18 protein-coding genes are annotated in these 23841 nt (G+C 61.3%); 4 read left to right on the top strand and 14 right to left on the bottom strand.

What is annotated here, in order from left to right:
• Nucleotide 1 precedes the first annotated feature (1 nt).
• The 5 genes from GXB78_RS13670 to GXB78_RS13650 form a co-directional block, all read right to left on the bottom strand.
• Entirely contained in the window at nucleotides 2-862 is an 861-nt protein-coding gene (locus GXB78_RS13670; RefSeq protein ID WP_329515763.1) for a MurR/RpiR family transcriptional regulator, read from the bottom strand.
• A 16-nt stretch (nucleotides 863-878) separates the two neighbouring features.
• A complete protein-coding gene (locus tag GXB78_RS13665) occupies nucleotides 879-2228 on the bottom strand; it encodes a GntP family permease (protein WP_329515762.1) in 1350 nt (449 codons plus the stop codon).
• 623 nt (nucleotides 2229-2851) lie between these two features.
• Entirely contained in the window at nucleotides 2852-3745 is an 894-nt protein-coding gene (locus GXB78_RS13660; RefSeq protein WP_329515761.1) for an NAD-dependent epimerase/dehydratase family protein, read from the bottom strand.
• Nucleotides 3746-3848: 103 nt separating this feature from the next.
• The gene (locus tag GXB78_RS13655) at nucleotides 3849-4760 is read right to left on the bottom strand and encodes a LysR family transcriptional regulator (RefSeq protein WP_329515760.1); all 912 of its coding nucleotides are present in this window, start codon (nucleotides 4758-4760) and stop codon (nucleotides 3849-3851) included.
• Nucleotides 4761-4866: 106 nt separating this feature from the next.
• A complete protein-coding gene (locus GXB78_RS13650) occupies nucleotides 4867-5457 on the bottom strand; it encodes an NAD(P)H-dependent oxidoreductase (RefSeq protein WP_042608814.1) in 591 nt (196 codons plus the stop codon).
• A 181-nt stretch (nucleotides 5458-5638) separates the two neighbouring features.
• Between GXB78_RS13650 and GXB78_RS13645 the strand changes: the two genes are divergently transcribed.
• Nucleotides 5639-5953 carry a putative quinol monooxygenase gene (locus GXB78_RS13645; RefSeq protein WP_329515759.1) on the top strand — a complete coding sequence of 105 codons (315 nt, stop codon included), beginning with the start codon at nucleotides 5639-5641 and terminating at the stop codon, nucleotides 5951-5953.
• On the opposite strand, the gene GXB78_RS13640 is transcribed toward GXB78_RS13645, so the two are convergent.
• Entirely contained in the window at nucleotides 5943-6707 is a 765-nt protein-coding gene (locus GXB78_RS13640; protein ID WP_329515758.1) for a sulfite exporter TauE/SafE family protein, read from the bottom strand. The two genes, GXB78_RS13645 and GXB78_RS13640, sit on opposite strands and share 11 nt — an antisense overlap.
• Before the next feature lie 216 nt (nucleotides 6708-6923).
• On the opposite strand from GXB78_RS13640, the gene GXB78_RS13635 reads away from it, so the two are divergent.
• The gene (locus GXB78_RS13635; protein ID WP_329515757.1) at nucleotides 6924-7862 is read left to right on the top strand and encodes a LysR family transcriptional regulator; all 939 of its coding nucleotides are present in this window, start codon (nucleotides 6924-6926) and stop codon (nucleotides 7860-7862) included.
• A gap of 42 nt (nucleotides 7863-7904) precedes the next feature.
• The gene (locus tag GXB78_RS13630) at nucleotides 7905-8255 is read left to right on the top strand and encodes a cupin domain-containing protein (protein ID WP_016770579.1); all 351 of its coding nucleotides are present in this window, start codon (nucleotides 7905-7907) and stop codon (nucleotides 8253-8255) included.
• Nucleotides 8256-8529: 274 nt separating this feature from the next.
• Here the strand turns inward: GXB78_RS13630 and mmsB are convergent, their stop codons facing one another.
• Together mmsB and GXB78_RS13620 are read right to left on the bottom strand one after the other, a co-directional pair.
• The gene (gene mmsB / locus GXB78_RS13625; RefSeq protein WP_329515756.1) at nucleotides 8530-9417 is read right to left on the bottom strand and encodes a 3-hydroxyisobutyrate dehydrogenase; all 888 of its coding nucleotides are present in this window, start codon (nucleotides 9415-9417) and stop codon (nucleotides 8530-8532) included.
• Between the two features lie 10 nt (nucleotides 9418-9427).
• A complete protein-coding gene (locus tag GXB78_RS13620) occupies nucleotides 9428-10954 on the bottom strand; it encodes a CoA-acylating methylmalonate-semialdehyde dehydrogenase (protein ID WP_329515755.1) in 1527 nt (508 codons plus the stop codon).
• Between the two features lie 148 nt (nucleotides 10955-11102).
• On the opposite strand from GXB78_RS13620, the gene GXB78_RS13615 reads away from it, so the two are divergent.
• On the top strand, nucleotides 11103-12050 hold the full coding sequence (locus GXB78_RS13615; protein ID WP_083354154.1) for a LysR family transcriptional regulator: 948 nt from the start codon (nucleotides 11103-11105) through the stop codon (nucleotides 12048-12050).
• Here GXB78_RS13615 and GXB78_RS13610 read toward each other — a convergent pair.
• The 6 genes from GXB78_RS13610 to recC form a co-directional block, all read right to left on the bottom strand.
• A complete protein-coding gene (locus GXB78_RS13610; RefSeq protein WP_329515754.1) occupies nucleotides 12047-12547 on the bottom strand; it encodes an OmpA family protein in 501 nt (166 codons plus the stop codon). The two genes, GXB78_RS13615 and GXB78_RS13610, sit on opposite strands and share 4 nt — an antisense overlap.
• Nucleotides 12547-13815, bottom strand: a complete 1269-nt coding sequence (locus GXB78_RS13605) for a diguanylate cyclase domain-containing protein (RefSeq protein WP_329515753.1) — start codon at nucleotides 13813-13815, stop codon at nucleotides 12547-12549. The genes GXB78_RS13610 and GXB78_RS13605 overlap by 1 nt, the downstream gene beginning before the upstream one ends.
• Nucleotides 13812-14381, bottom strand: a complete 570-nt coding sequence (locus GXB78_RS13600; RefSeq protein WP_329515752.1) for a YfiR family protein — start codon at nucleotides 14379-14381, stop codon at nucleotides 13812-13814. Before GXB78_RS13600 ends, GXB78_RS13605 begins: the two co-directional genes overlap by 4 nt.
• A 119-nt stretch (nucleotides 14382-14500) precedes the next feature.
• The gene (gene recD / locus GXB78_RS13595) at nucleotides 14501-16609 is read right to left on the bottom strand and encodes an exodeoxyribonuclease V subunit alpha (protein ID WP_329515751.1); all 2109 of its coding nucleotides are present in this window, start codon (nucleotides 16607-16609) and stop codon (nucleotides 14501-14503) included.
• Entirely contained in the window at nucleotides 16606-20292 is a 3687-nt protein-coding gene (gene recB, locus GXB78_RS13590; protein ID WP_329515750.1) for an exodeoxyribonuclease V subunit beta, read from the bottom strand. The genes recD and recB overlap by 4 nt, the downstream gene beginning before the upstream one ends.
• Nucleotides 20289-23741, bottom strand: coding sequence for an exodeoxyribonuclease V subunit gamma (recC, locus tag GXB78_RS13585; protein ID WP_329515749.1), 3453 nt, complete (start codon nucleotides 23739-23741; stop codon nucleotides 20289-20291). The genes recB and recC overlap by 4 nt, the downstream gene beginning before the upstream one ends.
• Nucleotides 23742-23841: the final 100 nt, after the last annotated feature.

Genomic DNA, 23841 nt, shown 5'->3' with positions numbered 1-23841 from the left:
GTCAGTCTCCCAGCGGCAGGTGATCGTCGCCGCCACGGTATTCGTCGAGGGCGAGTTTGATTCGCCGCAGACGTTCTTGATTGTCTTCAGGGCTGGCCAGCGCCAGCTCGGTGGCGAGCACGTCGATGGCCAGCAGCATGCCGTAGCGCGCCGCCGTCGGTTTGTAGATGAACGAGGTTTCCGCGCCTTGCAGCGGCAGCACGACGTCGGCCAGTTCCGCCAGCGGTGAATCGCCGCGAGTGATGGCGAGAATGCGCGCGCCGTAGTTTCGCGCCAGCTCCACGGTTTCCAAAAGCTCCGGGGTGATGCCGGTCAGCGAGCAGACGATCAGCACCTGTTCAGCGTTGAGGCTGGCGGCGGTGACGCGCATCATCACCGCGTCATGACACACCGCAATCGGGTAGCCGAGCCGCACCAGTCGCACCTGCAATTCATCGCTGCACAAAGTCGAGCAACCGCCCATGCCGAACGCGTGAATCATCCGCGCCTGGCTGAGCAATTTCACTGCGTCGGCAAAACGCGATTCGTCGAAACCGGCCAGATGCTGGCGCAGCGTGGTTTCGATATCGCCGACGATCTGCCCGTAGAACGCCGATTGCTCGGGCGTGCCCGCCGGGTCGAGAAAACGGCTGCCGACGCCGCTGGCCTGGGCCAGTTGCAGGCGCAGGTCACGCAGGTCGCGGCAGCCAACCGTGCGGGCAAACCGCGACAGCGTGGCGGTGCTGACTTCGGCGCGTTGCGCGAGGTCTTCGAGGCTGGCGCTCGCGGCATACCCGACATCGTCGAGCATCAGCCGGGCGATGCGACCCTCGCCGGCGCTGAAGGAATCCTGGCGGGCGCGGATCTGGTAGAGGATGTCCATGGGCGGCGGGCTCCGGTTACAGCAAGTAGGAAAGGCCGACGGTCAGCGCGAAAGCGACCAGCGAAATCAACGTCTCAAGCACGGTCCAGGTCTTGAACGTCTGCGCGACCGTCATGTTGAAGTATTCCTTGATCAACCAGAAGCCGCCGTCGTTGACGTGGGAAAAGATAACCGAGCCGGCGCCAGTCGCTAGCACTAAAAGCTCAGGGTGGGGGTAACCCAGACCGATGGCCACCGGCGCGACCACGCCTGATGCGGTGGTCATCGCCACGGTTGCAGAACCGGTGGCAACGCGCATCAGCGCTGCGAACAACCAGCCCATGATCAACGGCGACAGGTGAAATTCGTGAGCGAGGCCGACGATCTGATCGGTCACACCGGCATCCACCAGAATCCGGTTCAAGCCACCGCCAGCGCCGACCAGCAAGGTGATGCTGGCGGTGGGCGCGAGGCATTCGTTGGTGAACTTGAGGATCGATTCGCGGTTGAAGCCCTGAGCAATGCCCAGCGTCCAGAAGCTCAGCAAAGTCGCCAGCAGCAGCGCGATCACCGAGTTGCCGATGAACAGCAGAAACTGGTTGAACGCGCTGCCGGGTATGGATATCAGGTTGGCCCAGCCGCCGATCAGCATCAGCACCACCGGCAGCAGAATGGTCGCCATGGTGATGCCGAAACCCGGCAGTTTGTCGCGCGGTTCGCGCTCGAGAAATTGCTTTTCCAGCGGGTTGTCCGCCGGCAATTGAATGCGCGGCACGATGAACTTGGCGTACAGCGGGCCGGCGATGATCGCGGTCGGAATGCCGATCGCGATGGCGTACAGCAAGGTCTGCCCGACCGAGGCCTGATAGGCCTGCACCGCGAGCATCGCCGCCGGGTGCGGTGGCACCAGCGCATGCACCACCGAGAGCCCGGCAACCATCGGCAGACCGACCATCAGAATCGACACGCCAACGCGGCGCGCCACGGTGAAGGCGATCGGCACCAGCAAGACGAAACCGACCTCGAAGAACAGCGGTAAGCCGACCAGGAACGCAATGCAGACCATCGCCCAGTGCGCGTTCTTCTCGCCGAATCGCTCGATCAGCGTCCGCGCCATCTGCTCGGCCCCACCGGACTCGGCCATCATCTTGCCGAGCATCGTCCCCAACGCCACCACCAGCGCAATATGCCCCAGCGTCTTGCCGACGCCAGCCTCATACGCACCGACCACCGCCGACGGCGGCATCCCGGCCACCAGCGCCAGGCCCAGGGAAATCAGGGTGATGACAATAAACGGATTGAGCCGGTAACGGGCGATCAACACGATCAGCGCAATGATGGCCACGGCGGCGTAGACCAGCAGCCAATAGCCGAAGGAAGGCGTCATGCGGTACTCCTCGAAAGGGTCACGTTCGAATGGGTTGTGAAACTCATAAATCATTTCGAGATCGAGATTTCAAACCGCATGAAAGTAATTTTCGTGGAGAGATAAGGTGTGTCGCTGATGGGTATGGCGTGTCGTGATTAATGAAAATTGCGCGGCGGGATTTTCATGGCATTTCAGATCGACGCATACCCTGTGGGAGCGAGCCTGCTCGCGAAGACGGCTTCACATCCAACATCTCTGCTGACTGACCCACCGCATTCGCGAGCAGGCTCGCTCCCACAGTTTTGATCGCATTCTTCCAGCTACATCGCGATAAACCTGTGGAGCGAGCTTGCTCGCGAAGACGGCTTCACATCCAACATCTCTGCTGACTGACCCACCGCCTTCGCGAGCAGGCTCGCTCCCACAGTTTTGATCGCATTCTTCCAGCTACATCGCGATAAACCTGTGGGAGCGAGCCTGCTCGCGAAGACGGCTTCACATCCAACATCTCTGCTGACTGACCCACCGCATTCGCGAGCAGGCTCGCTCCCACAGTTTGGATCGCATTCCTCCAGCTACATCGCGATAAACCTGTGGGAGCGAGCCTGCTCGCGAATGGCTTCACTCGGTGTGCACTGGACTCACACCATTTCGTTACGAATCCATTCGACCACCGAGGTGCGCTTCGGCGTCCAGCCCAGCAGTTCGCGGGCGTGTTTGCCGCGTACGCGGCTGTTGGAGCCGAGGCCGTAGTTGGCCATTTCGTAGCCCCATTCGGCTTCGGCGTCCTGCAGTGGCCAGTCTTGCGGCTTGCCCAGGTTGAGGGCTTCGGCCATGGCGGTGGTCATGTCGATGAACGACGCTTCACCGCTTTCAACGAAGTAGAACGTGCCCGGCACATTCCTGGTCAGCGCCAGCAGATACAGGGCGACGACGTCTTCGATGTGCACGTTGGACCAGATGTTCTGCCCTGTCCCGACGTGGCGCACGATGCCGCTCTTGCGCGCCTGTTTCAGCAGTCGCGGCAATTGCACGCTGTCGCGTTTTACGCCCAGGCTGTGGCCGTAGATCAGCGTGTTGCAGATCACCGCCGAATTCACGCCATCCTTCGCCGCCGCGAGCACCAGGTTGTCGATGGCCACGCGATCGGCTTTATCGACGGTCGGTTCCGGCAGATTGTCTTCGTAGTAAATGACGTCGCTGGATTTGCCGCCGGAAGCATCGCCGACAATGCTTGAACCGCTGGTGTGCAGAAAAACTTTATTGGAACCGCGCAAAGCGTCGAGCAACGCTTCAACCGCGCCGCGATGATCGCTGCTGGCGGCGTTGATTACCGCATCGGCAGCACGCGCCTGTTCCGCCAGCAACTGGCTGTCATCAAGGGTGCCAATCACCGCATGCATGCCCAATGCTTTCAGCTCATCCGCCTGCTCGGCACTACGCACCAGACCAGTAACTTTGTGCCCGGTCTGCACTAGGCCGGTGGCGATGGAACCACCAATAAAACCGGCCGCGCCGGTAACGAAAACATTCATGGAGAAACCCCCTGCGTGAATAAGTGATGCAACGAGTATCGGCCGATGAACCCCAGCGAAAAACCCGCCACAGGCCAATTCACTCTTGCGCAGGGATCACGAATCAGCCCTTGAATTCGGCGCTGGCGTAGGCGGCGAGTTTGCCCTGGATGAAGTCGAGGAAGCACTGGATACGCAACGCCAGTTGCGAGTTGCGGTAGTACACCGCATTGATCGGCTGGCGGTAGCCGCTGTTGAATTCGCCGAGCAGGACTTTCAGGCGTCCAGCGCGAATATCGTCGATGGTCATGAAGTGCGACAGACAAGCGATGCCCTGCCCTTCCAGCACCAAATGACGCACGGTCTCGCCGCTGGAGGCGCTGATCGCCGGGGTGATCGGCCAGCGATCGCCATGCACATAGCGCAGCGGCCATTGGTTGAGGCCTTCGTTCTGGGTGAAGCCGAGCAGCGTGTGCTCACTCAAGTCTGCGACTTGCCGGGGCGCGCCGTGCTTTTTCAGGTAGGCCGGGCTGGCGACAATCAATAACGGACTGCAGCCGAGCGAACGCGCATGCAGCGTTGAATCGGCGAGGGTGCCGATGCGGATGGCGACGTCGGTGCTTTGTTCCAGCAGGTCAATGATCAGGTCATTGCTGTTGAGTTCGAGCTGAATGTCTGGATACAACTGCCGGAATTCGTCGATGTAGGGAACGATGGCGTGGAGCATGAACGGCGAGGCGGCGTTGATGCGCAGGCGTCCGGACGGGGTTTGCTGGCGCGAGGACAGGCGTTCTTCGAGTTGGTCCATCTGATCGAGAATCAGCTTGGCCTGTTCGAAGAAATATTTGCCCTCCTCGGTCAGATCCATGCGCCGCGTGGTGCGGTTGATCAGCGTGGTGTCGAGTTTGGCTTCGAGCTTCGACAGCGTGCGACTGACGGCCGACGGCGTCTGCCCGACCTGCTCGGCGGCGGCGGAAATCGAACCGCATTCGATCACGCAGACGAAAATCTGCAACTCATCGGATCTGGCTTTCACGGGTGTCCTCGCTGGAATCGCCGATCGCAGCCAGGCGCCATGCCCTCTGTAGGAGCTGCCGAAGGCTGCGATCTTTTGCTGTGACCCCGATATTAGCCTGAAAGCCTCAAGCCTTGAGGCCAAACACCTCAGTCAGATGCTGCTCATAACGCACCACATCATTCTCGATGTTCGGACGCTTCATCACGTCGACGCAGAGGAAGGTCGGCAATGCGGTCATGCCAAGGAATTCGTTGGCCTTGTGGAACGGGAAGTACACCGCGTCCACGCCTTTGGCTTCGAAGAAATCCGTCGGATCATCGAAGGCTTGCTGCGGCGCGTTCCAGGTCAGCGACAGCATGTATTGCTTGCCCTGAATCAGACCACCACTGCCGTACTTCTGCGAGGCATCGGAACGGGTGCGGCCGTCGCTGGCGTAGAGGCTGCCGTGGCCTTCGGTGAAAACTTCGTCGATGTACTTTTTCACCGTCCACGGCGCGCCCATCCACCAGCCCGGCATCTGATAAATGATCACGTCGGCCCAAAGGAATTTCGCCACTTCTTCAGCAACGTCGTAGCCCTCATCAATGAAGGTGGTCTTGACGTCGACACCGCCGCGATCGAGCACGCTCAGCGCAGTTTCGTGCAGGGTGGTGTTGTAGCGGCCATCGGAGTGGGCGAATTTTTTACCGCCATTGAGCAACAGGACTTTTTTCATCGGAAAACCTCGGCGCAGCCCTTGGGGCTGGTGGCAACATTAAATGGAATGGCGGCAGATTAACCATCGACCTCGCGCGGAAACAGCCACATCGACGCAAAATACATTTGATCAAAACGCACGAATCAATAACCTATTGTTGCCGTAAGATTCGGCGCTTTCTGCATCCGAGGAAGTTGTGATGAGTGAACGACAGGGTTTCATCCTGCACGCCAAGACCCGCCCGGAAAAAGCCGCCGAGTTCGAAGCGCTGTTTCGCGCCTATGTCGAGCCGAGCCGCGCCGAACCGGGCTGCATCGAGTACCACATGCTGCGCGACAAGCAGGATCCGACGCTGTTTATCTTCTACGAGATCTGGGCAAGCCAGGCGCATCTGGATGTGCACTCAGCGTTGCCGCACATGAAAGAGTTTTTCGCCAAACGCATGGAGTACCTGGAACGCGATTTCGATATCCGCCCGATCGACATGCTCAGCGAATCGTCGGCTAGCCGCTGACCAGCAAGTGGGCGCCGAGCGCGCCCAGTCCGATAAAGAACACCCGCTTGAACAGCGCCGCACTGATACGCTGACGCAGCCATTGGCCAAGCCACATGCCGAGCATGGCCGGGATCAGCGCCAGCAGCGACGCGCTCAATTCGCCACCGCCAAGTGCGCCGTGCCAGAGCAGCCCAAGCGCCAGCGCCAAGGTCGAAACAGTGAAGGACAGACCGAGCGCCTGCACCAGCTCATCGCGGCTCAGCCCCAGGGCCTGCAGATACGGCACCGCCGGAATCACGAAGACGCCGGTGGCGGAGGTGATGACGCCGGTGATCAGGCCACACAGCGGGCCGAGCCAGCGTTCATGACGCGGGTTGACGTGCAGCGTCGGTAGAAACAGTCCGCTCAACGCATACAGCAACAGCGCCGCGCCAAGTCCGCGCACCACCCAATGTCCGCTGGACATGCCGATCCCGAGGGTGCCGACGCCGGTGCCGAGGAAGATCATCAGCAGCATAGGCCAGAGGCGTTTGATCAATCCTTGCAGATGCCCGCCGAAGGCCAGTTGCCAGAGGTTGGTCAGGGTCGCGGGGATGATCAACAGCGCGGCTGCCTGCGCTGGCGCCATAGCCAGACCGAGCAGGCCCATGGCAACGGTGGGCAGGCCGAGGCCGATGACGCCTTTGACCATGCCGGCGAGGATGAAGGTGGCAACGACCAGCAGCGAAAGGGTCAGGCCGAGGGTTTGGTAGAAGTCGGTTAGCATGTGCATTGGGGTAATGTGCGCTGATCCGGAGCGGGTGAAAATCTGCCATATACTGAGGCTGCCTCTTCCTTTGCAAGAGGCTGGAATCGACTTCGAAGCATCTGGACTCTTCGCGAGCAGGCTCGCTCCCACACGGGATCTGCGGTGTACATGAGTCCCTGTGGGAGCGAGCCTGCTCGCGAAAGGGCCAGCCCAGACACCACAAAAACCACAGGCGAACCCATGCACTTCGACCTCACCGACCTGCGCCTCTACCTGCATATCCTCGACACCGGCAACATCACCGCCGGGGCCCTGCGCAGTCATTTATCCCTCGCCGCCGCCAGCGCTCGAATCCGCGCGATGGAAGCCTCGCTGGGCGCCGAATTCCTCGAACGCGGTCGGCGTGGCGTCACCCCGACGCCCGCTGGCAAAGCCCTCGCCCGCCACGCGCGCATTCTTTTGCAACAGACCGAACGTCTGCAACAGGAACTCGCTGAATACGCACAAGGCGTCAAAGGCCAGGTGCGGCTGTTGTGCAACACCACGGCGATCACCGAATACCTGCCGGAAGTGCTCGCGGATTTTCTGCGCAGCCATCCCAATCTCGACATCGATCTACAGGAACTGCCGAGCGCGCGGATCACCCATGCCTTGCGTGAAGGCGCAGCGGATCTGGGGATTGTGTCCGACGCGGTCGACATTAACGGCCTACAGACCCAGGCGTTTCGCGACGATCCGCTGGTGCTGATTCTGCCGCTTGACCACCCGTTGTCTGACGCCGCCGAGGTCAGTTTCAGCGACGCGTTGCAGCATGACTTTGTCGGACTGAGTACCGACAGCGCACTGGCGATCTATCTGGAAGAACAGGCGCTGCACAGCGGCGCACGGATGCAGGTGCGCATTCGCGCCGATGGCTTCGACGGGGCGATGCGCATGGTCGCCCGAGGCGCCGGACTGGCCATCGTGCCGTTGGCCGCTGTCGAACGCTCGACGGTCGAACGCTTCAAATGTGTGGCGCTCAATGAACCGTGGGCGCGCCGCACGTTATTGCTTTGCGCGAGAGACTTCGCCGCGCTACCGGGTTATGCCCAGGCATTGTTACAAGCGCTCACCGCTGCGCGCGTTTCTGAGCACTCCGATGTCGACCCCAGACAACCGAGCGACGACCGGGCGCTATAGGGTGCGACTTCAATTCTCAAGTCCACTTGCCCGGAGTCCCTCATGACCGCGACCGCCCCTATCACCGTTCTGCGCGACACTCACCCGCTGCCAGTACTCGATGCCTGCAAGTGGGAAAAACTCGAAGGCGACCCGCACACCGTCAACCTCAACGCCTACACCAGCGAAGACGGCAGCAAGATCATGGGCACCTGGATCTGCACGCCGGGCAAGTGGCGCGTCGATTATGTGAAGTGGGAATACTGCCATTTCCAGGAAGGCTACTGCGTGATCACCCCGGACGGCATGGCGCCGATTCACCTGCGCGCCGGCGATATCTTCGTGGTTGAGCCGGGCATGAAAGGCACGTGGGAAGTGGTCGAAACCGTGCGCAAGTATTTCGTCTTCGCCTGACAAAGCAAAAGATCGCAGCCTTCGGCAGCTCCTACAGAAACGCATTCCCATGTAGGTGCTGCCGAAGGCTGCGATCTTTTCTTCCTGCACAAAAAAGCCGGGAAATCCCCTGTGGCGAGGGAGCTTGCTCCCGCTCGGCTGCGCAGCAGACGTAACTTCAGCAAATGCGGTTTTTCTGAAGAACCTCATCTGCCGTGTTCAGGTCTGCTGCGCAGACCAGCGGGAGCAAGCTCCCTCGCCACAAAAAACCCTTTCACCTCAGTTTTTTGAACAGTTACTGCGGTTTGCGATAGCTGTTGATGATCGCCGAGAAATCCTTCCCACCGTCACCGCGCTGGCTCATCGCCTGATACAACTGCTGCGCCACCGCGCCGAGCACCACCGGTTGGTGCGCTTGCCGCGCCGCTTCCGTCGCCAGCCCGAGATCCTTGAGCATCAGCTCCGCGCCGAAACCGCCGGTATAACCTCGCGAGGCCGGCGCCGTTTCGACGATGCCCGGCCACGGGTTGTACATCTCCGAACTCCAGCAGCGGCCGGTCGAGCTGTTGATGATGCCGGCCAGCACGCCGGTGTCGATCCCCAGCGCATCGCCCAAAGCCATCGCTTCACTGACGCCGACCATCGAGATCGCCAGCAGCAGGTTGTTGCAGATCTTGGCGATCTGGCCAGTGCCGACTTCACCGCAATGCACGATGTTGCGGCCCATCTGCGCCAGCACCGGTTGCAGGGTGGCGAACAGTTCCGGGGTGGCGCCGACCATGAAGGTCAATGTGCCGGCCGTCGCACCGCCCGTGCCGCCGGAGACCGGCGCATCGGCCATGGCCACGCCGTGTTTGGCGGCGGCCGCTGCGACGTCGCGGGCGGTCTGCGGATCGATGGTGCTGCAATCAACCGCCGGTACGCCTTGGCGAATGCCGGCGAGCACGCCCTCCTCACCCAGCCAGACACTGCGCACATGCACAGCGGCCGGGAGCATGGTGATCACCAGTTCGGCATCTTCCGCCGCCTCGCGCGCCGAAGCGCGGATGGTGCCGCCCAGTTGTTCCAGTTCCGCCAGCACGGTTTTGTTCAGGTCGACCAGGTTCAGCGAGTGGCCAGCCTTGATCAGGTTGCGCGCCATCGGCGCGCCCATGTTGCCCAGCCCGATAAATGCGACTTTCATGATCGAATCCTCAGCGCAGGTTGATGGTGGTGTTCACGCCGTCGTTGACGCTGTCGTCGTCGAACCAGCGCGCCGTAACCGTTTTGGTCTGGGTGTAGAACTGCACCACTTGCTTGCCGTACGGGCCGAGATCGCCGAGTTTCGAACCGCGCGAACCGGTGAAGCTGAAGAACGGTACCGGCACCGGAATCGGAATGTTGATGCCAACCTGACCGACGTCGATTTCAGTCTGGAATTTGCGCGCCGCAGCGCCGCTCTGGGTGAACAGGCCGGTGCCGTTGCCGAACGGGTTGGCATTGACCAGCGCAATCGCCTGATCGAGGGTATCGACCTCCAGCACCACTAGGACCGGGCCGAAGATTTCCTGGGTGTAGATCTGCATCTCAGTGGTCACCCCGGAGAACAGGGTCGGGCCAACAAAGTTGCCTTGTTCATAACCCGGCACGCTGATGTCGCGACCATCGAGCTCCAGCTTGGCGCCTTCCTTGATGCCGCTTTCGATCAGTTCAAGGATCCGCGCCTTGGCCTTTTTCGAGATTACCGGGCCGACATCGGTGCCCGGCTCGCTGCCGGCGTTGACCTTGAGTTTTTGTGCCAGCGCTTTCAGGTCCGGCAGCCACTGTTTCGCCGCACCAACGAGAACCACCACCGAGGTGGCCATGCAGCGTTGCCCGGCGGCACCGAAACCGGCACCGACCAAGGCATTCAGCGCTTGTTCGCGGTTGGCATCGGGCAGCACCACGGCGTGGTTTTTCGCGCCCATCATCGATTGCACGCGTTTGCCGTGTTTGCCGGCCAGGTCATAAACATGGGTGCCGACGGCGGTCGAACCGACGAACGACACGGCTTTGATGTCCTTGTGCGTGCACAGGCCATCGACCACATCCTTGCCGCCGTGAACGACGTTGAGCACGCCTGCAGGAACGCCAGCCTCGATCGCCAGTTCCACCAGCAACATGGTCGACAGCGGATCCTGTTCCGAAGGCTTCAGCACGAAGGTGTTGCCGCAGGCGATCGCCATCGGGAACATCCACAGCGGAATCATCGCCGGGAAGTTGAACGGGGTGATGCCGGCGCAGACGCCGATCGGCTGGCGCAGGGTGTAGGTGTCGACACCGCCGGCGACGTTTTCGGCGAACTCGCCCATTTGCAGGGTGCCGATCGAGCAAGCGTGCTCGACCACTTCGAGACCGCGGAAAATATCGCCCTCGGCGTCGGCAACGGTCTTGCCCTGCTCGGCGCTGAGGACCACGGCGATGCGTTTGGAGTGCTCGCGGATCAGCGCTTGCAGCTTGAGCATGATGCGCATCCGCGCGCCGATCGGGGTCAGTTTCCAGGTCTGGAACGCGCGCTGGGCGGCGCTGACAGCAGCATCGACCTCAGCGGCGGTGGCGAACGGAACTTTGGCCAGCACTTGCTGGGTCGCCGGGTTGACGATGTCGTGCCACTCGGTGGTCTGCGACTCGACCCATTCGCCGTCGATCAGCAGTTTGACCTTTTGCAGCGTGGTGTCGTTGGGCGTAAGCGATGCGTTCATGCTGGTCTCCAGAACTTGTTTTTATCGTAGGAGCCAAGGCGAAAGGTTCGCCCTGAGATGAGGCGTGTGTCCAGAATGGTTGTCGGACGGTTTTTGGAGTATAGATGTGCAAACTTCTAATAAGAACGCACATATAAGCCCGTCCATCATGCAAAAAAACATCACCTCGCTAGGCTCGCTGAACTGGGACGACCTGAAGTTTTTCCTCGAAGTCGCCCGCACCCGCAAGGCCAGCACCGCCGCCAAACGCCTGGCCGTCGACTACACCACGGTGTCGCGACGGATCAGTTCGCTGGAAGCGGCGCTCGGCACGCTATTGTTCGAAAAATCCCGCACCAGCGGCTTCGTCCTGACCACCGAAGGCCAGCGCTTGCTCGGCTATGCCGAGTCGATCGAAAGCACGTTGCACATGGCCTGCGAGCAGGTTTCCGGCTCGGGCGTGGCGCTGTCAGGGCATGTGCGCATGGGCTGCACCGAAGGCTTCGGCAGTTTTTTCATCACCCCGCAGCTCAGTCATTTCGTCGACGCCTACCCGGCAATCTCGGTGGACATCCTGCCGCTGCCGCACTTCATCAGCCTGTCCAAGCGCGAGGCCGACATCGTCATCGCCCTGGAACGGCCGGAGCATGGGCCGTACGTCTGCTGCAAACTCTGCGACTACCGTTTGCAGCTGTATGCAACCCAGGACTATCTCGACAAACACCCACCCATCCGCCGCCCGGCAGACTTGAGCAAGCATCAATTCATCAGTTATGTCGACGATCTGGCATTCAGCTCGGAGCTGCTCTATCTGGCCAACGTGCTGCCCGGCGCCAGCGCAAATTTGCGCAGCACCAGCGTGATCGCGCAATACGTCGCCGCCCAGCAGGGGCGCTCACTGGCGATCCTGCCGTGCTTCCTCGCCGCCCAGGACCCGCGTTTACTGCCGGTGTTGCCGGAGGAAGTCGACATCACCCGGCAGTTCTGGATGTACTGCCGGGAGGATCTGCGCAAGTTGAAGCGGATTACGTTGTTGTGGGATTACATTCGCGAGGTGACTGAGCGTAATCAGGCGTTGTTGATGGGGGAAACGCGGGAGATGCGTTTTGCCGATTAGTCGGCGCTGACCACGATCGACACCCGGCGATTTTCCGTGCGCCCCGCTGCGGTGTCATTGGAGGCTACCGGTTCGCTGCTGCCGAGGCCTTGCAGCTGGATGTTTTCCTGCTTCATGCCGACCGTGGCGAGGACGTTGGCGACGCTCTTGGCCCGACGCAGTGACAGTTGCTGATTGTAGGTTTCCTTGCCCGACGCATCGGTGTGGCCATCGACGCGCACCCGCTCGATACCCACGCCGAGCAGCGCCTTGCCGATGCGTTCGACGATTTCAGTGCTGGGTGCGTTCAGGCTTTCGACGTCGCTGCCAAACAGTACTTTGCCCGACAGGCCGAACTCCCAGCCGTCGTCGGTCAATTCGAAACCCTGCTGTTTGAGCACGGCGACCTGCGCCGGTGTCAGGCCCTTTTGCGGGGCGGTCTGGCAACCGCTCAGGGTCAGCGCGACAAGCAACAGCAATGCGGAAAAATGTCGAACGGGAAATGTGAACACGAACATCAGCTCCTGGTGTGAACGGAATCGACCGGGTGCTCCGACCCGGCCGTGAATTGCGCACCGCGTGACAGGCGCTTGGCCTGATACATCGCCGCGTCGGCTGCGTTGAGCAGGGTGCCCGGCGTGGCGCCATGATCGGGGTAAACAGCGATGCCGATACTGAGCGAGGTCATCACACTGGTTCCGCCGGGCAGGCTGATCGGCATGTCCATGCTGGTGAGGATCTTGTCAGCGATGTGCTCAGCGTCTTCAACAGTGTGCAGCGGCGCGAGCAGCACGGCGAACTCGTCGCCGCCCAACCGCGCGACCAGATCGTCCTCGCGCAATTGCGCGCGCACACGATTGGCAATGGCTACCAGCACTGCGTCGCCCGAGGCGTGACCGAAATTATCGTTGATGCCTTTGAAGCGGTCGCTGTCGAGGAACAGCACGGCGACCCGCTCATCGTGTTTTTTCGCGTTGCGCAATGCGCGGATCAAGCGGCCTTCGAAAAACGCGCGGTTGGGCAACCCGGTGAGGCTGTCGTGGGTCGCTTGATGGGCGAGGGTTTCGTTTTCGTTTTGCAGATGGGTTTGCCAGGACTCGAGTTCGCCGAGCAAGGCATTGAAGTCGTTGCCGAGATTATCCAGTTCGGCGATTTGTGCCGGCGGCACGCGCCGATCCAGCGCTCGCTCACTGCGGGCGGCATGAGCGACGGAGGCGAGGCTGTGCAATGGGCCGATGATTGCGCGCAGTTGCCGTCGCGCCAGATAGAGCGCGACCCAGGCGCTGATCGCGGTGCACAGCACAATCCCGGCCAGGCCACTGAGGAGGAAGCGCATCAGGCTGCCGCCGTGACCGATGAGCAGGACGCGACCGATTTCACGGTCCTGATGTTCGATCGGCAGGCTGACCGGTTTTTCCAGAAGAGCCCGCGTGATCTGCATTTCCAGCTCGGAGAACAAACCGGTTTCAGCGCGCTGCCACTGCGCAATCAATTGGCCTTGCGCGTCCAGCACTCGGGCATCCGCGACCTCTTCGGTGGCGGCGATGATTGCCAGCGCTTCGGTTGCCGCCGCTTTGTCGTTGAACACCACGGCCGCTTCGACGGTGTAGCTGATCGAACGGGCGATCAAGTGCAGGTTGTGATCGGCATACACCCGCAGCGCCAGCACGCCCAGCAAGGTCAGCGAAACACTGGCCATCGCCACCGCTACCAGCGCGACGATCAAATGCCCACGGCCAATGACCGAGCCCAGGGTCGGGCGAGCCTTCCAGCTGAACAGCTTCATGGCGCCGCCGCTTTGCGACGGGACAACTGCAACACGCTGGGGTGAATGCGCACGCCGCTGCGAGCTACTGAGTCGAGATTGACCTCGAACGACACTTGCTCATCACCGACGCGCAGGCAAAACAGACTGCCGACCGTGCATTGATCGTCCGCTTCGCTGATGCTCAGCACCGGATGCCCGATCAACGATGCGAACAGGCGACTGCGTTCATCGGCGGTGAGCTTGCCGATGTACACCGCGTCGCACTCGCTGACGATGGCAGGATTGTTCGCCAGCAGACGACGCACCGCCACCGGCCGGCCGCTGGCTTGTGTAGTGCCTTTGACCAGGTCATCGGTGTATTCGGTGGGGCCGACGATGCACAGGCGCAACTGCGCCGGCTCCACTGGCCAGCGTGCATAACTGAGGATGCCAAGGACCACCTGCGTCACCGCTTTGGCCCGTTGCTCGGCCGGCCCGGTTTGCGCTTGTGCGAGGGCGCTGCCCGTCAACAACCAGAGCAAAACGATCAGCAAGGCGCGCTGGCAGGCAACCACACGCTCTGTCGTCCGGACGGCGACCTTCATGCAGGGATTCTCTTGGAGCGTAACGAAATGATGCCGCAACGATAGCACAGCGCCAGAACGCCAGCGAGGCGCCGGGCCCTGACCGGTTGGTCAGTAATCGTTGCCGATCATTCAGCGTTTCATTCCCGAGGCTCGGCGCCCTCCTCCAGTTCCAGCATCAGCCCGCTCAGACGCTTGACCTTGCGCTGCACCGCCTCCTCGAACACGCCGGCACGCGGCTCGATCAAGGTGAACCAATGCCGGGCGCGAGTGATTCCGGTGTAGATCAGCTCTTTGGTCAGCACCGGATTCAGCGCATCCGGCAGGATCAGCGCCGTGTGTGCAAACTCCGAACCCTGGGATTTGTGCACCGTCATGGCATACACGGTTTCGACGTCATTGAGCCGACTCGGCAACACGAAGCGCACGCCGCCCTGACCATCGTTACGCGGGAAGGCCACGCGCAAAACCGTTTTGCCGATCTCGGGCCCATCGCGCTCGGGCAGTTTCAGGGCGATGCCAATGTCACCGTTCATCAGGCCCAGACCATAGTCGTTGCGTGTCATCAGCACCGGCCGACCTTCGTACCACTGCTGATCGCTCTCGATCAGACGCGCCTTGAGCAACGCGGCGGTGATGCGCTGGTTCAGGCCTTCAACGCCCCATGGGCCTTTGCGCACGGCGCACAACAACTGGAACGTATCGAACGCCTGCAAGACTTCCCGGGCCCAGTCGGTCCAGTCCGCATGCTCCAGTGGCCGCGTCGACGCTGGACGCTGATCGCGCAGGACGCTCAGGTAATGGCGATAACCTTGCGGGCCGTTGCCGTGACCTTCGAGCAACAGCCGTTCAAGCTTGTGATCATGCTCACCCTTGAGCGGCAGCGAATACACGTCTTCATAGCCACCGGTAGCGAGCAACTGGCGCGCCTCGTCGGCCGATTGCTGGTTGACCCGTCGCGCAAGCTGACCGATGCCGCTGCCCTCGCCGAAGCGGCGCGAGTGACGCAGCATCACCACTTGTTGCGCCAGCGGATGGGCGCCGTCGCGGTCTTCATGCAAACCGCTGCCTTGCAACGACTCGCCGCTGACTGACTCCAGCCACTGCCGCGTCTGCGGGCTGTACCAACCGCCCTCGGCGTCACGACACAGATCGCCCAGCACCGCACCGGCCTCGACCGAAGCCAACTGATCCTTGTCGCCCAGCAGCACCAGCCGTGCATGGGCCGGCATGGCGTCGAGCACGTTGGCCATCATTTCCAGGTCGATCATCGAAGCCTCGTCGACTACCAGCACATCCAGCGGCAAGCGGTTACCGGCATGGTGACGGAAGTGACGGGTACCCGGTCGACTGCCGAGCAAACGGTGCACGGTGGTGACATCGCTAGGGATAGCCGCGCGCACCGCTTCGGCGACTTGCAGCGACTGCACTTGCTGGCTGATCGACTCGGTCAAGCGTGCAGCGGCCTTGCCGGTCGGTGCCGCCAGACGAATGCGCAGCGGATGGCCAGCCTCGACGGCCGGTGCCTGCAGCAACGCAAGCAAGCGCACCACCGTGGTGGTTTTGCCAGTGCCCGGGCCGCCGGTGATGATGCTGAAGGCGCTACGTGTCGCGATTGCGCAGGCGAGTTTCTGCCAGTCGATGACAGCTGCGGACTTCGCCCCGCCGAATAACTCATTGAGGCGTTGCGGCAGATCATCCGGCGTCGGTTCCTGCTGCATCAGCCGCTGGCGCAGCGCGGCATCGATGCGGCGCTCGTACGTCCAGTACCGGCGCAAGTAAAGGCGTTTCGAGGACAGCACCAATGGCCGGGTCTGCGCCGTATCACTCGCGTCAGCGGCCAGGGCCACCAGCGAGCTGCTTGCCAGCACTTTGCACCAATGAGCCCCGTCCAGCGTTTCGAGCAGTTGCGAAGGCAGCAACAACACACCGCCCTGCACGTCGCCTTCGGGCGGCAATGACAGTGCAAAATCCGGCGCCTTGAGGGTCTCGAACAGGTCCAGACACACATGACCATGGCCGAGCTGGTGGCTGGTCAGCGCCGCCGCAAGCAGCACCAGCGGATCGGTCTCGGGCTCGAGTTCGTGCAGGAAGGCGACAAAGGCCCGGTCAAGCGCACGCAACCAGCCTCGCTCGACCCACCGGCTCAGCAACAACAGCAAATCATCGGCGCGAGTCAGCGGCGAGAGTTTCGACAGGCTGTCCGCTTCCAGTGGTGTCGGCAGCAGATCGGCGAATGTGCGGCTCATAGCAGGACTCCCTGTTCCCAGGCGGGTTCGGACTTGGGTTCGGGTTTGCCCTGGAACATCCGGTCGAGGCGTTCGATCAATTCCCGTGGCGGGCGCACGAAGTACACCCCGCGACTCTCCGCACGCGTCCCGCGCAGGAACAGATACAGCGCCCCACCGACATGCCGGTCGTAATCGTAATCCGCCAACCGCGCCTTCAACTGGCGATGCAAAGCCAACAGATACAGCACGTATTGCAGGTCGTAACGATTGTCGAGGATCGACTGCTCCATGGCCTGCACGGTGTAGGCCTGATCATCCACACCGAGCCAATTGGATTTGTAATCGGCGACGTAATAGCGGCCGGCGTGCTCGAAGGTCAGGTCGATAAAACCCTTGAACATGCCGTTGAGTTGCACCGGCTCTGCCGCCACGCGGGCGACGCCATTGTGGGTGTGCTGGCGCACCTGTTCGTCGAGCTTGAGCACGTCGACTTTGTGGCTGGCGAACCAGAATTCCATCTCGACGCGGTATTGCTTCAGTTGCTCGAAAACCACCGGCGGTTGCCCGCCCGCGATCGGCAAAGGCGACTTGAGCAAATGCTGCAGCCGGTCGGTCAGCGTGGTTATCCAGCCTTGCCAGCCTCGCAGGTTGCAGCGCCGGGCAATCGCATCTTCCAGCGCTTCGCGGGTAACCGCAAAACCTTCAGCGCCCGCCCACTCGAGCAAGCCATGCAGAAACGTGCCGGGATTCGGTCCGCGAGGAAAACGGTGAATATCGGCGCCACCGCTGATGATTTCTCGGGGCGCGTCGGGATCGAGGCGCTCGTCGTCAAAGAGCTTTTGCGCCTGCGGACTGTCCGGTGCTTCATCGCTGCCGACGCTTAATACATCGCTGATACGCAAAGCACTATAGGAAGCGATCCACCAGTTCTCACTGGCTTTGCGCTTGGGCCGAAGCGTGGCTCGCAAAACTGCATCATTGCGCGGCGGCTGGTAATGCTCCTCAGTGGGATGAGGCATTTCGCCGATACCGATGGCCGGGCAGTCTTGCTGCAGATCCTGCAGCCATCGATTCAATTGGCTGGACTCGCCCAAAGCAGCACCGCCCCCCAGCAAGTAACCCAACGCAGACAGGTGCAGCACCGAGCTGTTGTTATTGCCGCGCTTCAGGTCAGTGACGCCCAGCCAACAGGCATGTTGCGCCCGGGTCAATGCGACATACAGAAGACGCAAGTCTTCGGCCAGACGCTCATCATCAGCCTGTGCGATCAACTCGGCGGTCGGCTTGAGGCTGATCTGCGCTTTGCCCGCAGCGTCGTGGTAATGCAACGGCAAACGGCTGCCATCCACCGGTTTCGCCGAGCAAATGAATGGCAGGAATACCAGCGGATATTCCAGGCCTTTGGATTTGTGGATGGTCACCACCTTGACCAGTTGCTCGTCGCTTTCCAGACGCAGGATCTGTTCTTCGCCGGCCTGACCGGACAGTGCCAGCAACTCGGCCAGATGGCGGATCAACGCTTGCTCACCGTCGAGCTCCGCGGCGGCTTGCTGCATCAGTTCCGAGAGGTGCAAAAGGTTGGTCAGCACGCGCTCGCCATCACTGCGCTGCATCAGGGTCTGCGGCAAGTGGAAATCGTGAAGCAGGCGGCGCAGCATCGGCAACACGCCCTGTTTGCGCCAGAGTTCGCGATAGCCGCGGAACTGCATGACCCGGGCTTCCCAGACCATTTCATCCTGGTTCAGGCGCTCCAGCTCGATCAGCGGCAGGTTCAGCGTGGCGCATGCCAGCGCGGCCTTGAGCGAACGCTCGACATCGGGTTCGGCGCAAGCCTTCAGCCAAGAGAGCAGGTCATGCGCCTCTTGCGCGACGAAGACCGAGTCCTTGTCCGAGAGATAAACACTTCGTACCCCGCGGGCGGCGAGTTCAGCTCGCACGGCTTGGGCTTCTTTACCGTCGCGGACGAGGATCGCGATGTCCGAAGGACGCAAACCTCTGAAGTCGTCTGCCTGGATAAACCCAGCGCTGCCGGTTTGCCCGCCATTGAGCAGTGCGGTGATCTGACTGGCACAGGCCGCGGCCATTTGCTGGCGATAGATTGCACCGGACAGCGGTTGATCGCTCGGCAATAGCCAGACATTCAGCGCCGCGACGTCTTGCCCGGCGATCTGCAGGGTTTCCTTGCGCCCCTGGGACTCGACGGGAAGGAACGGCACCGGGTTCTCGCCATTTTCCTCGCGAAACAAAAACGCGCCGCGTCCCTGTTCTCGGGACTCGGCGCGTTCGAATACGTGATTGACCGCTGTGACCATGCCGTGGCTGGAGCGGAAGTTAGTGCCTAACGTATGCAAACGTCCGGTGGTGGCCTGACGTGCGCGCAGGTAGGTGTAGATGTCAGCTCCGCGAAAGGCATAGATCGCCTGCTTGGGGTCGCCGATCAGGAACAGGCCGGTGTCAGGATGGTTGTCTTCGATGCGGTAGATACTCTCAAAGATGCGGTATTGCACCGGATCGGTGTCCTGGAATTCATCGATCAGTGCCACCGGAAACTGCTCGCGGATCAGCGTCGCCAGACGCTCGCCGCCCTCCGATTGCAGCGCGGCATCCAGACGCAACAACATGTCGTCGAAGCCCATTTCCGCGCGGCGACGCTTCTCTTCTTCAAAACGCGCGCCGACCCATTTGGCGGCGTGTTGCAGCACCGCGGCATCGGGCGTCGGCAGAGCGTCGAGGCTCGACTTGAGTCCGGACATGGCGTCCAGCCCTGGGTGACTTGGAGCCTGACCTTTCCAGGCTTCAGCCATGCCATCGGGTGTCAGCCGGGTGAAACCAGTGCCAATGTCCAGTTGCTCAAGCGACTCGTCTTCGGCCCAGGTCTTGAGCTTCTCGAACCAGGGCTCGAAATAACGCGCCTGCATCTTGCGGCCATCGACGGTTTTGCTGGCCACGCCCTCATGGCAGAGAGCAAGCAGTTCGTCTGCCCAGTCCCGCCAAGGCATTTTCAGTTCGACCAACGCCGCTCGCCGCTCCAGCAAACATTCAGCGATCAGGTCCGCCGGCACCTTTCCTTCATCGGTGTCACGCTCGCTGGCGAACAAGCCGCGGACCCGAGGCAACAACGCTGCGGGGCCACCCCAATTACTGCGCACCCAGTTCAGCGCGTCACCCTGCATCGGGTAGCAAAACAGTCGCCAGTAATCGCGCAGCACTTCGCCAAGCAAATCGCTGTGATCGGTTTCCAGCGACTGCGTGAACAGGCTGCCGCTGTCGAACGCGTGCTCACGCAGCATGCGCTGACACCAGCTGTGAATGGTCGAGACGGCAGCTTCGTCCATCCACTGCGCGGCGATATCGAGGCGGTTGGCACAGCCCGACCACTGCTGCGAATCGAACTGATAGCGCAGTTCGGCGATCAGTCCGTCTGGGGCGGTTATTTCATCGCGGAAGAAACGCGCGGCCTCGGCCAAGCGGGTTCGAATGCGCTCACGCAGCTCTTTGGTGGCAGCGTCGGTGAACGTGACTACTAGGATTTGCGGCGGCAGCAATTCGCGCGCGAAACCGCTTGTCTCACCGCCATGGCCGAGAATCAGCCGCAGATAAAGCGCCGAGATGGTGAAGGTTTTGCCGGTGCCGGCGCTCGCCTCGATCAGTTGGCTACCGCGCAACGGGAACGCCAGAGCCAACGGTGTCTTGGTACTCATGCGCGTGCACCTTCGCTGGACAAGGAACGCCACGGCGCTTCGAATAATGGGCGGTACAGGGCGTCGCACCAGCCGTTGAAGGTTTCGTCTGCCAACAATGCACCGAAGTCGGGATATTGTCGGAGCAGCGCCGGGCTTTCACGCCGCTCGCCGTCGCTGGTCTGTCCGTCACCCTCATAGGCTTTTCGCGCCGCGGCTTCGGCTTTGACCGGATCAGTCTGAGATAGCCAGGCGAATGCGGTTTTTATCGCAATCGGCAAGGGTTGGCACATGCCGGTTTGCCAGGCGAGTAGCAGGTCACCGAGGAACCGCAGCGCTCGGTCTCGCTCCATGGGTTCAAGCAACAGTGTGTCGTCGCTCGCGACCAATGCTGTGGTCAACGCATGCTCGCTGGCGCAGGCGACCAGATGGGTCACCCACGGTTTGGTCAGCCGATGCCACTTGCGCGTTTTGATCGAGCCGATGCTGTTGGGAATGGTGGTGACTGACAGCAGTCCGCCATCGGCGCGCTGGTGCAGACTTGCGAGCCATCCCTCCAGACGCAGCCCCTGCAAATCGAGACTGACCGGGATCGCGCTGGTCAACGGCGTCGGCCATAACGTCAGCAACTGCTGATAACGTTGCAGAAGATCCGGCAGCGGTTCGATCAGTTCACGCTGCAGGCATTCGCCGAAACCCGCCATAGGCAGCAGACCACTGTTTTGCAAGCGCAGCGCCCGGGCTTGCAGTGCTTGATCGATATTCTCCGGCTGGGTGAGCGCGGCTTCCAGCAAACTGTCGCTCAGCGTATAGCGCTGCAACGCGTCCAGCACGAAAGGTTCTTCATCGGCCAACGGCGCTTGCGCGGCCTCGAAGTAAACCTTGAGTCGCTGGGTGAAAAAATGCCTCACCGGGTTTCGCAGAAAATCCTGCAGTAAGGCCAGCGTCAGCGGTTCTTCCTGAACATACGGCGCGAGTAATGGCGTCTCGCTTTGATGCGTTTGCTCTTGATGCAACACTTGCCACTCACTGGCATAGCTGAACAGCTGCTCGCCTTCGTGGAAATAGCGGGCGCTGAAAGGTTGCAGAGGATGTTCTTCCGTCAGCGCCTCTAATAGGTCCTGGTTTGGGTCTATTGAACGCCAGCCGCTGGCGAGGTGATCGCGCAACTGGCCGATCAGCACCGAGGCGGGTCGTTCGCTGTTATCGCGGATGCTGCGACCGACCCAACTGATATAGAGCTGGGTGCGTGCGGACAACAGCGCTTCGAGTAACAGATAGCGGTCGTCTTCACGCCGCGAGCGATCGCCCGGGCGGTAATCGCTGCCCATCAGGTCGAAATCCAGGGGCGGTTGGGCGCGGGGATAATCGCCGTCATTCATGCCCAGCAGACAGACCAGTTTGAAAGGAATGGCACGCATCGGCATCAAGGTGCAGAAATTTACCGCGCCGGCGAGGAATCGTTGCGACAACCGCCCCTGATCCAGCCCGGCGAGCCAGGCTTCGCGCACGACAGTCAGCGGCAGCTCGTCAGTCAGCCCGACCGCCTGGCAGGTTTCCAGCCAGGTTTCGCGAAGCTCTTCCAGCTGGGTCAGCAGGTAGTCATCGTGCTCATTGCTGGCCTGGAAGAACACCTGCATCAGCGCCTGCAAGCGCATGCCCCATTCCTTAGGTTGAGCTGGTTGGGTGAGTTGCTGGTGAGCAATTTCCAAGGCATCCAGCAGCGCGACAAGCGGCCCGATCAAGGCAGCGTCAAGCCCACCAATTTCGTCGTAAGGCTCGATCCCGGCACACGCGTCGGCACTGCCGACGGCGTAACCCAACAGCATTCGGCGCAGGCCGAAATGCCAGCTGTTCTGCTCCAGTTCCTCCGGCAAACCGAGACCGGCCCGTTGCTCGGCGCTCATGCCCCAACGCACGCCGGCGCCTTCGATCCAGCGGTGCAGAGTTGGCAGGTCGCGTTCTTCTACGCCAAAGCGAGCACGCAGGGCCGGAACATCGAGCAGGTCGAGGATCTCACTGACGGGGAAACGGCTATCCGGCAATTTGAGCAGATGCTCGACGGCGATCAGTAAAGGGTCGCGTCCACGTTGGCCCTGATCCGCCAGTGTGAACGGAATGAAGCGTGGATCATGGCGATCGAGCTGACCGAAAACCGCACGGATATGCGGCGCATAGCTGTCGATATCAGGGACCATGACGATCACGTCCCGTGGGCGCAGATCCGGGTCGGCACTGAAACGCGCCAAGAGTTGATCGTGCAGGATTTCAACTTCGCGCTGGGCACTGTGGGCGATATGAAAACGGATCGATTGGTCTTGTGCCAGGTCGACAGCAGGCCAGAGCTCACGAGTCTCGTTGAGGGGGCGCAATTCAAGGATGTCGTCCTGAAGCTGGTTAAGCATGTTGTGCGGCTGGGCTTCGCTGAACAGGTCGATGCGGCCGTCACGGAAGGCTGCGCGGTAGCTGTTAGGGTCGTCGTAGCTGTCGAGCAGGTTGATATAGTCGCGACCTTGTTTGCCCCACGCGGCCAATAGGGGATGCGCGTGCTGATGCAGGGTCTCGGCATCGAGCACGACGGGCATTCCGCTTTTGCGCTGTTGCCGTTTGTATTGATGCCTCAGTAGATCCTTGTCGGCGACGATATCCGCCCAGTGATGACGGCAAGGATTGTGTACGCAAAGCAGTACCTGGCTGAAGCGAGCCAGACCGGCGAGCGCTTCAAGTACCTGCGCAGGCAACGAAGAGATACCAAAGACGATCACTCGCGGTGGCAGCGCCGCGGGAGCCTTGTCGAGTGTGTTGATGCGCTCCATGAAGCGTTGATGCACGCCGGCACGACTCTGCGCCATGCCTTGTTCGCCGACGTCATCCAGCAGCGCTCGCCACAACTCTGCCTGCCAGCAACTGGTCGCAGGCAGAGGCTTGATTTCACCTCGCACATTGCGCAGTTGGTGGCGGCCTTCCGCCCAATCTTCCAGCCAGTCGGCCCGGTAGACCTGATATTGGTCGAACAGATCGGCCAGACGCTCTGACAATTGATAGCGCTTGCGTAGATCGCTGTCATGGGTGAGGAAGCGTTGCAGCGGCTCGAAATGTGGCCGGTCGATTACCTGTGGCAAAAGGCGCATCAGGCGCCAGGTCAGCGGAGCTTTATCGAGCAGGGATTTCGCCGGAATCTCTTCTCGCCCTAAGACCATGCGATAGAGCTGCCACATGAAACTGCCGGGTAGTTGAACGTCAATCGCCGCAGCGATCCCGCAACCGCCAAGGTCGTCGTCTTCAGGATCTTCGGCCAATGCCAGTTTGAGCCATTGGGCGATGCCGTTGCTTTGCACCAAGGCGATTTCGTTCTCCAAGGGTGCCAGTGGGTAGCGCCGCATGATGCTGACCACAAGACTGCGCAGCTCATCGAGACTGTTGCTCTGAACCACCATGAATGCAGCGTTGAGGGACTGGGCGTCCGACATATGGATTCCTTGGAAAATCGCTAAAGCCGAGGCAGAACCTTAGCATTGTCGTCCGGCTGTGACAGCCGGACGAGGTCTGCGAAGGCTGTAAGAACTTTCT

Source organism: Pseudomonas moraviensis subsp. stanleyae, from assembly GCF_036283065.1.
In the GTDB taxonomy this organism is placed as follows: Bacteria; Pseudomonadota; Gammaproteobacteria; order Pseudomonadales; family Pseudomonadaceae; genus Aquipseudomonas; species Aquipseudomonas stanleyae.
Note: the sequence above shows the minus strand (reverse complement) of the source record. Positions and strands in the feature narration are given on the sequence as shown.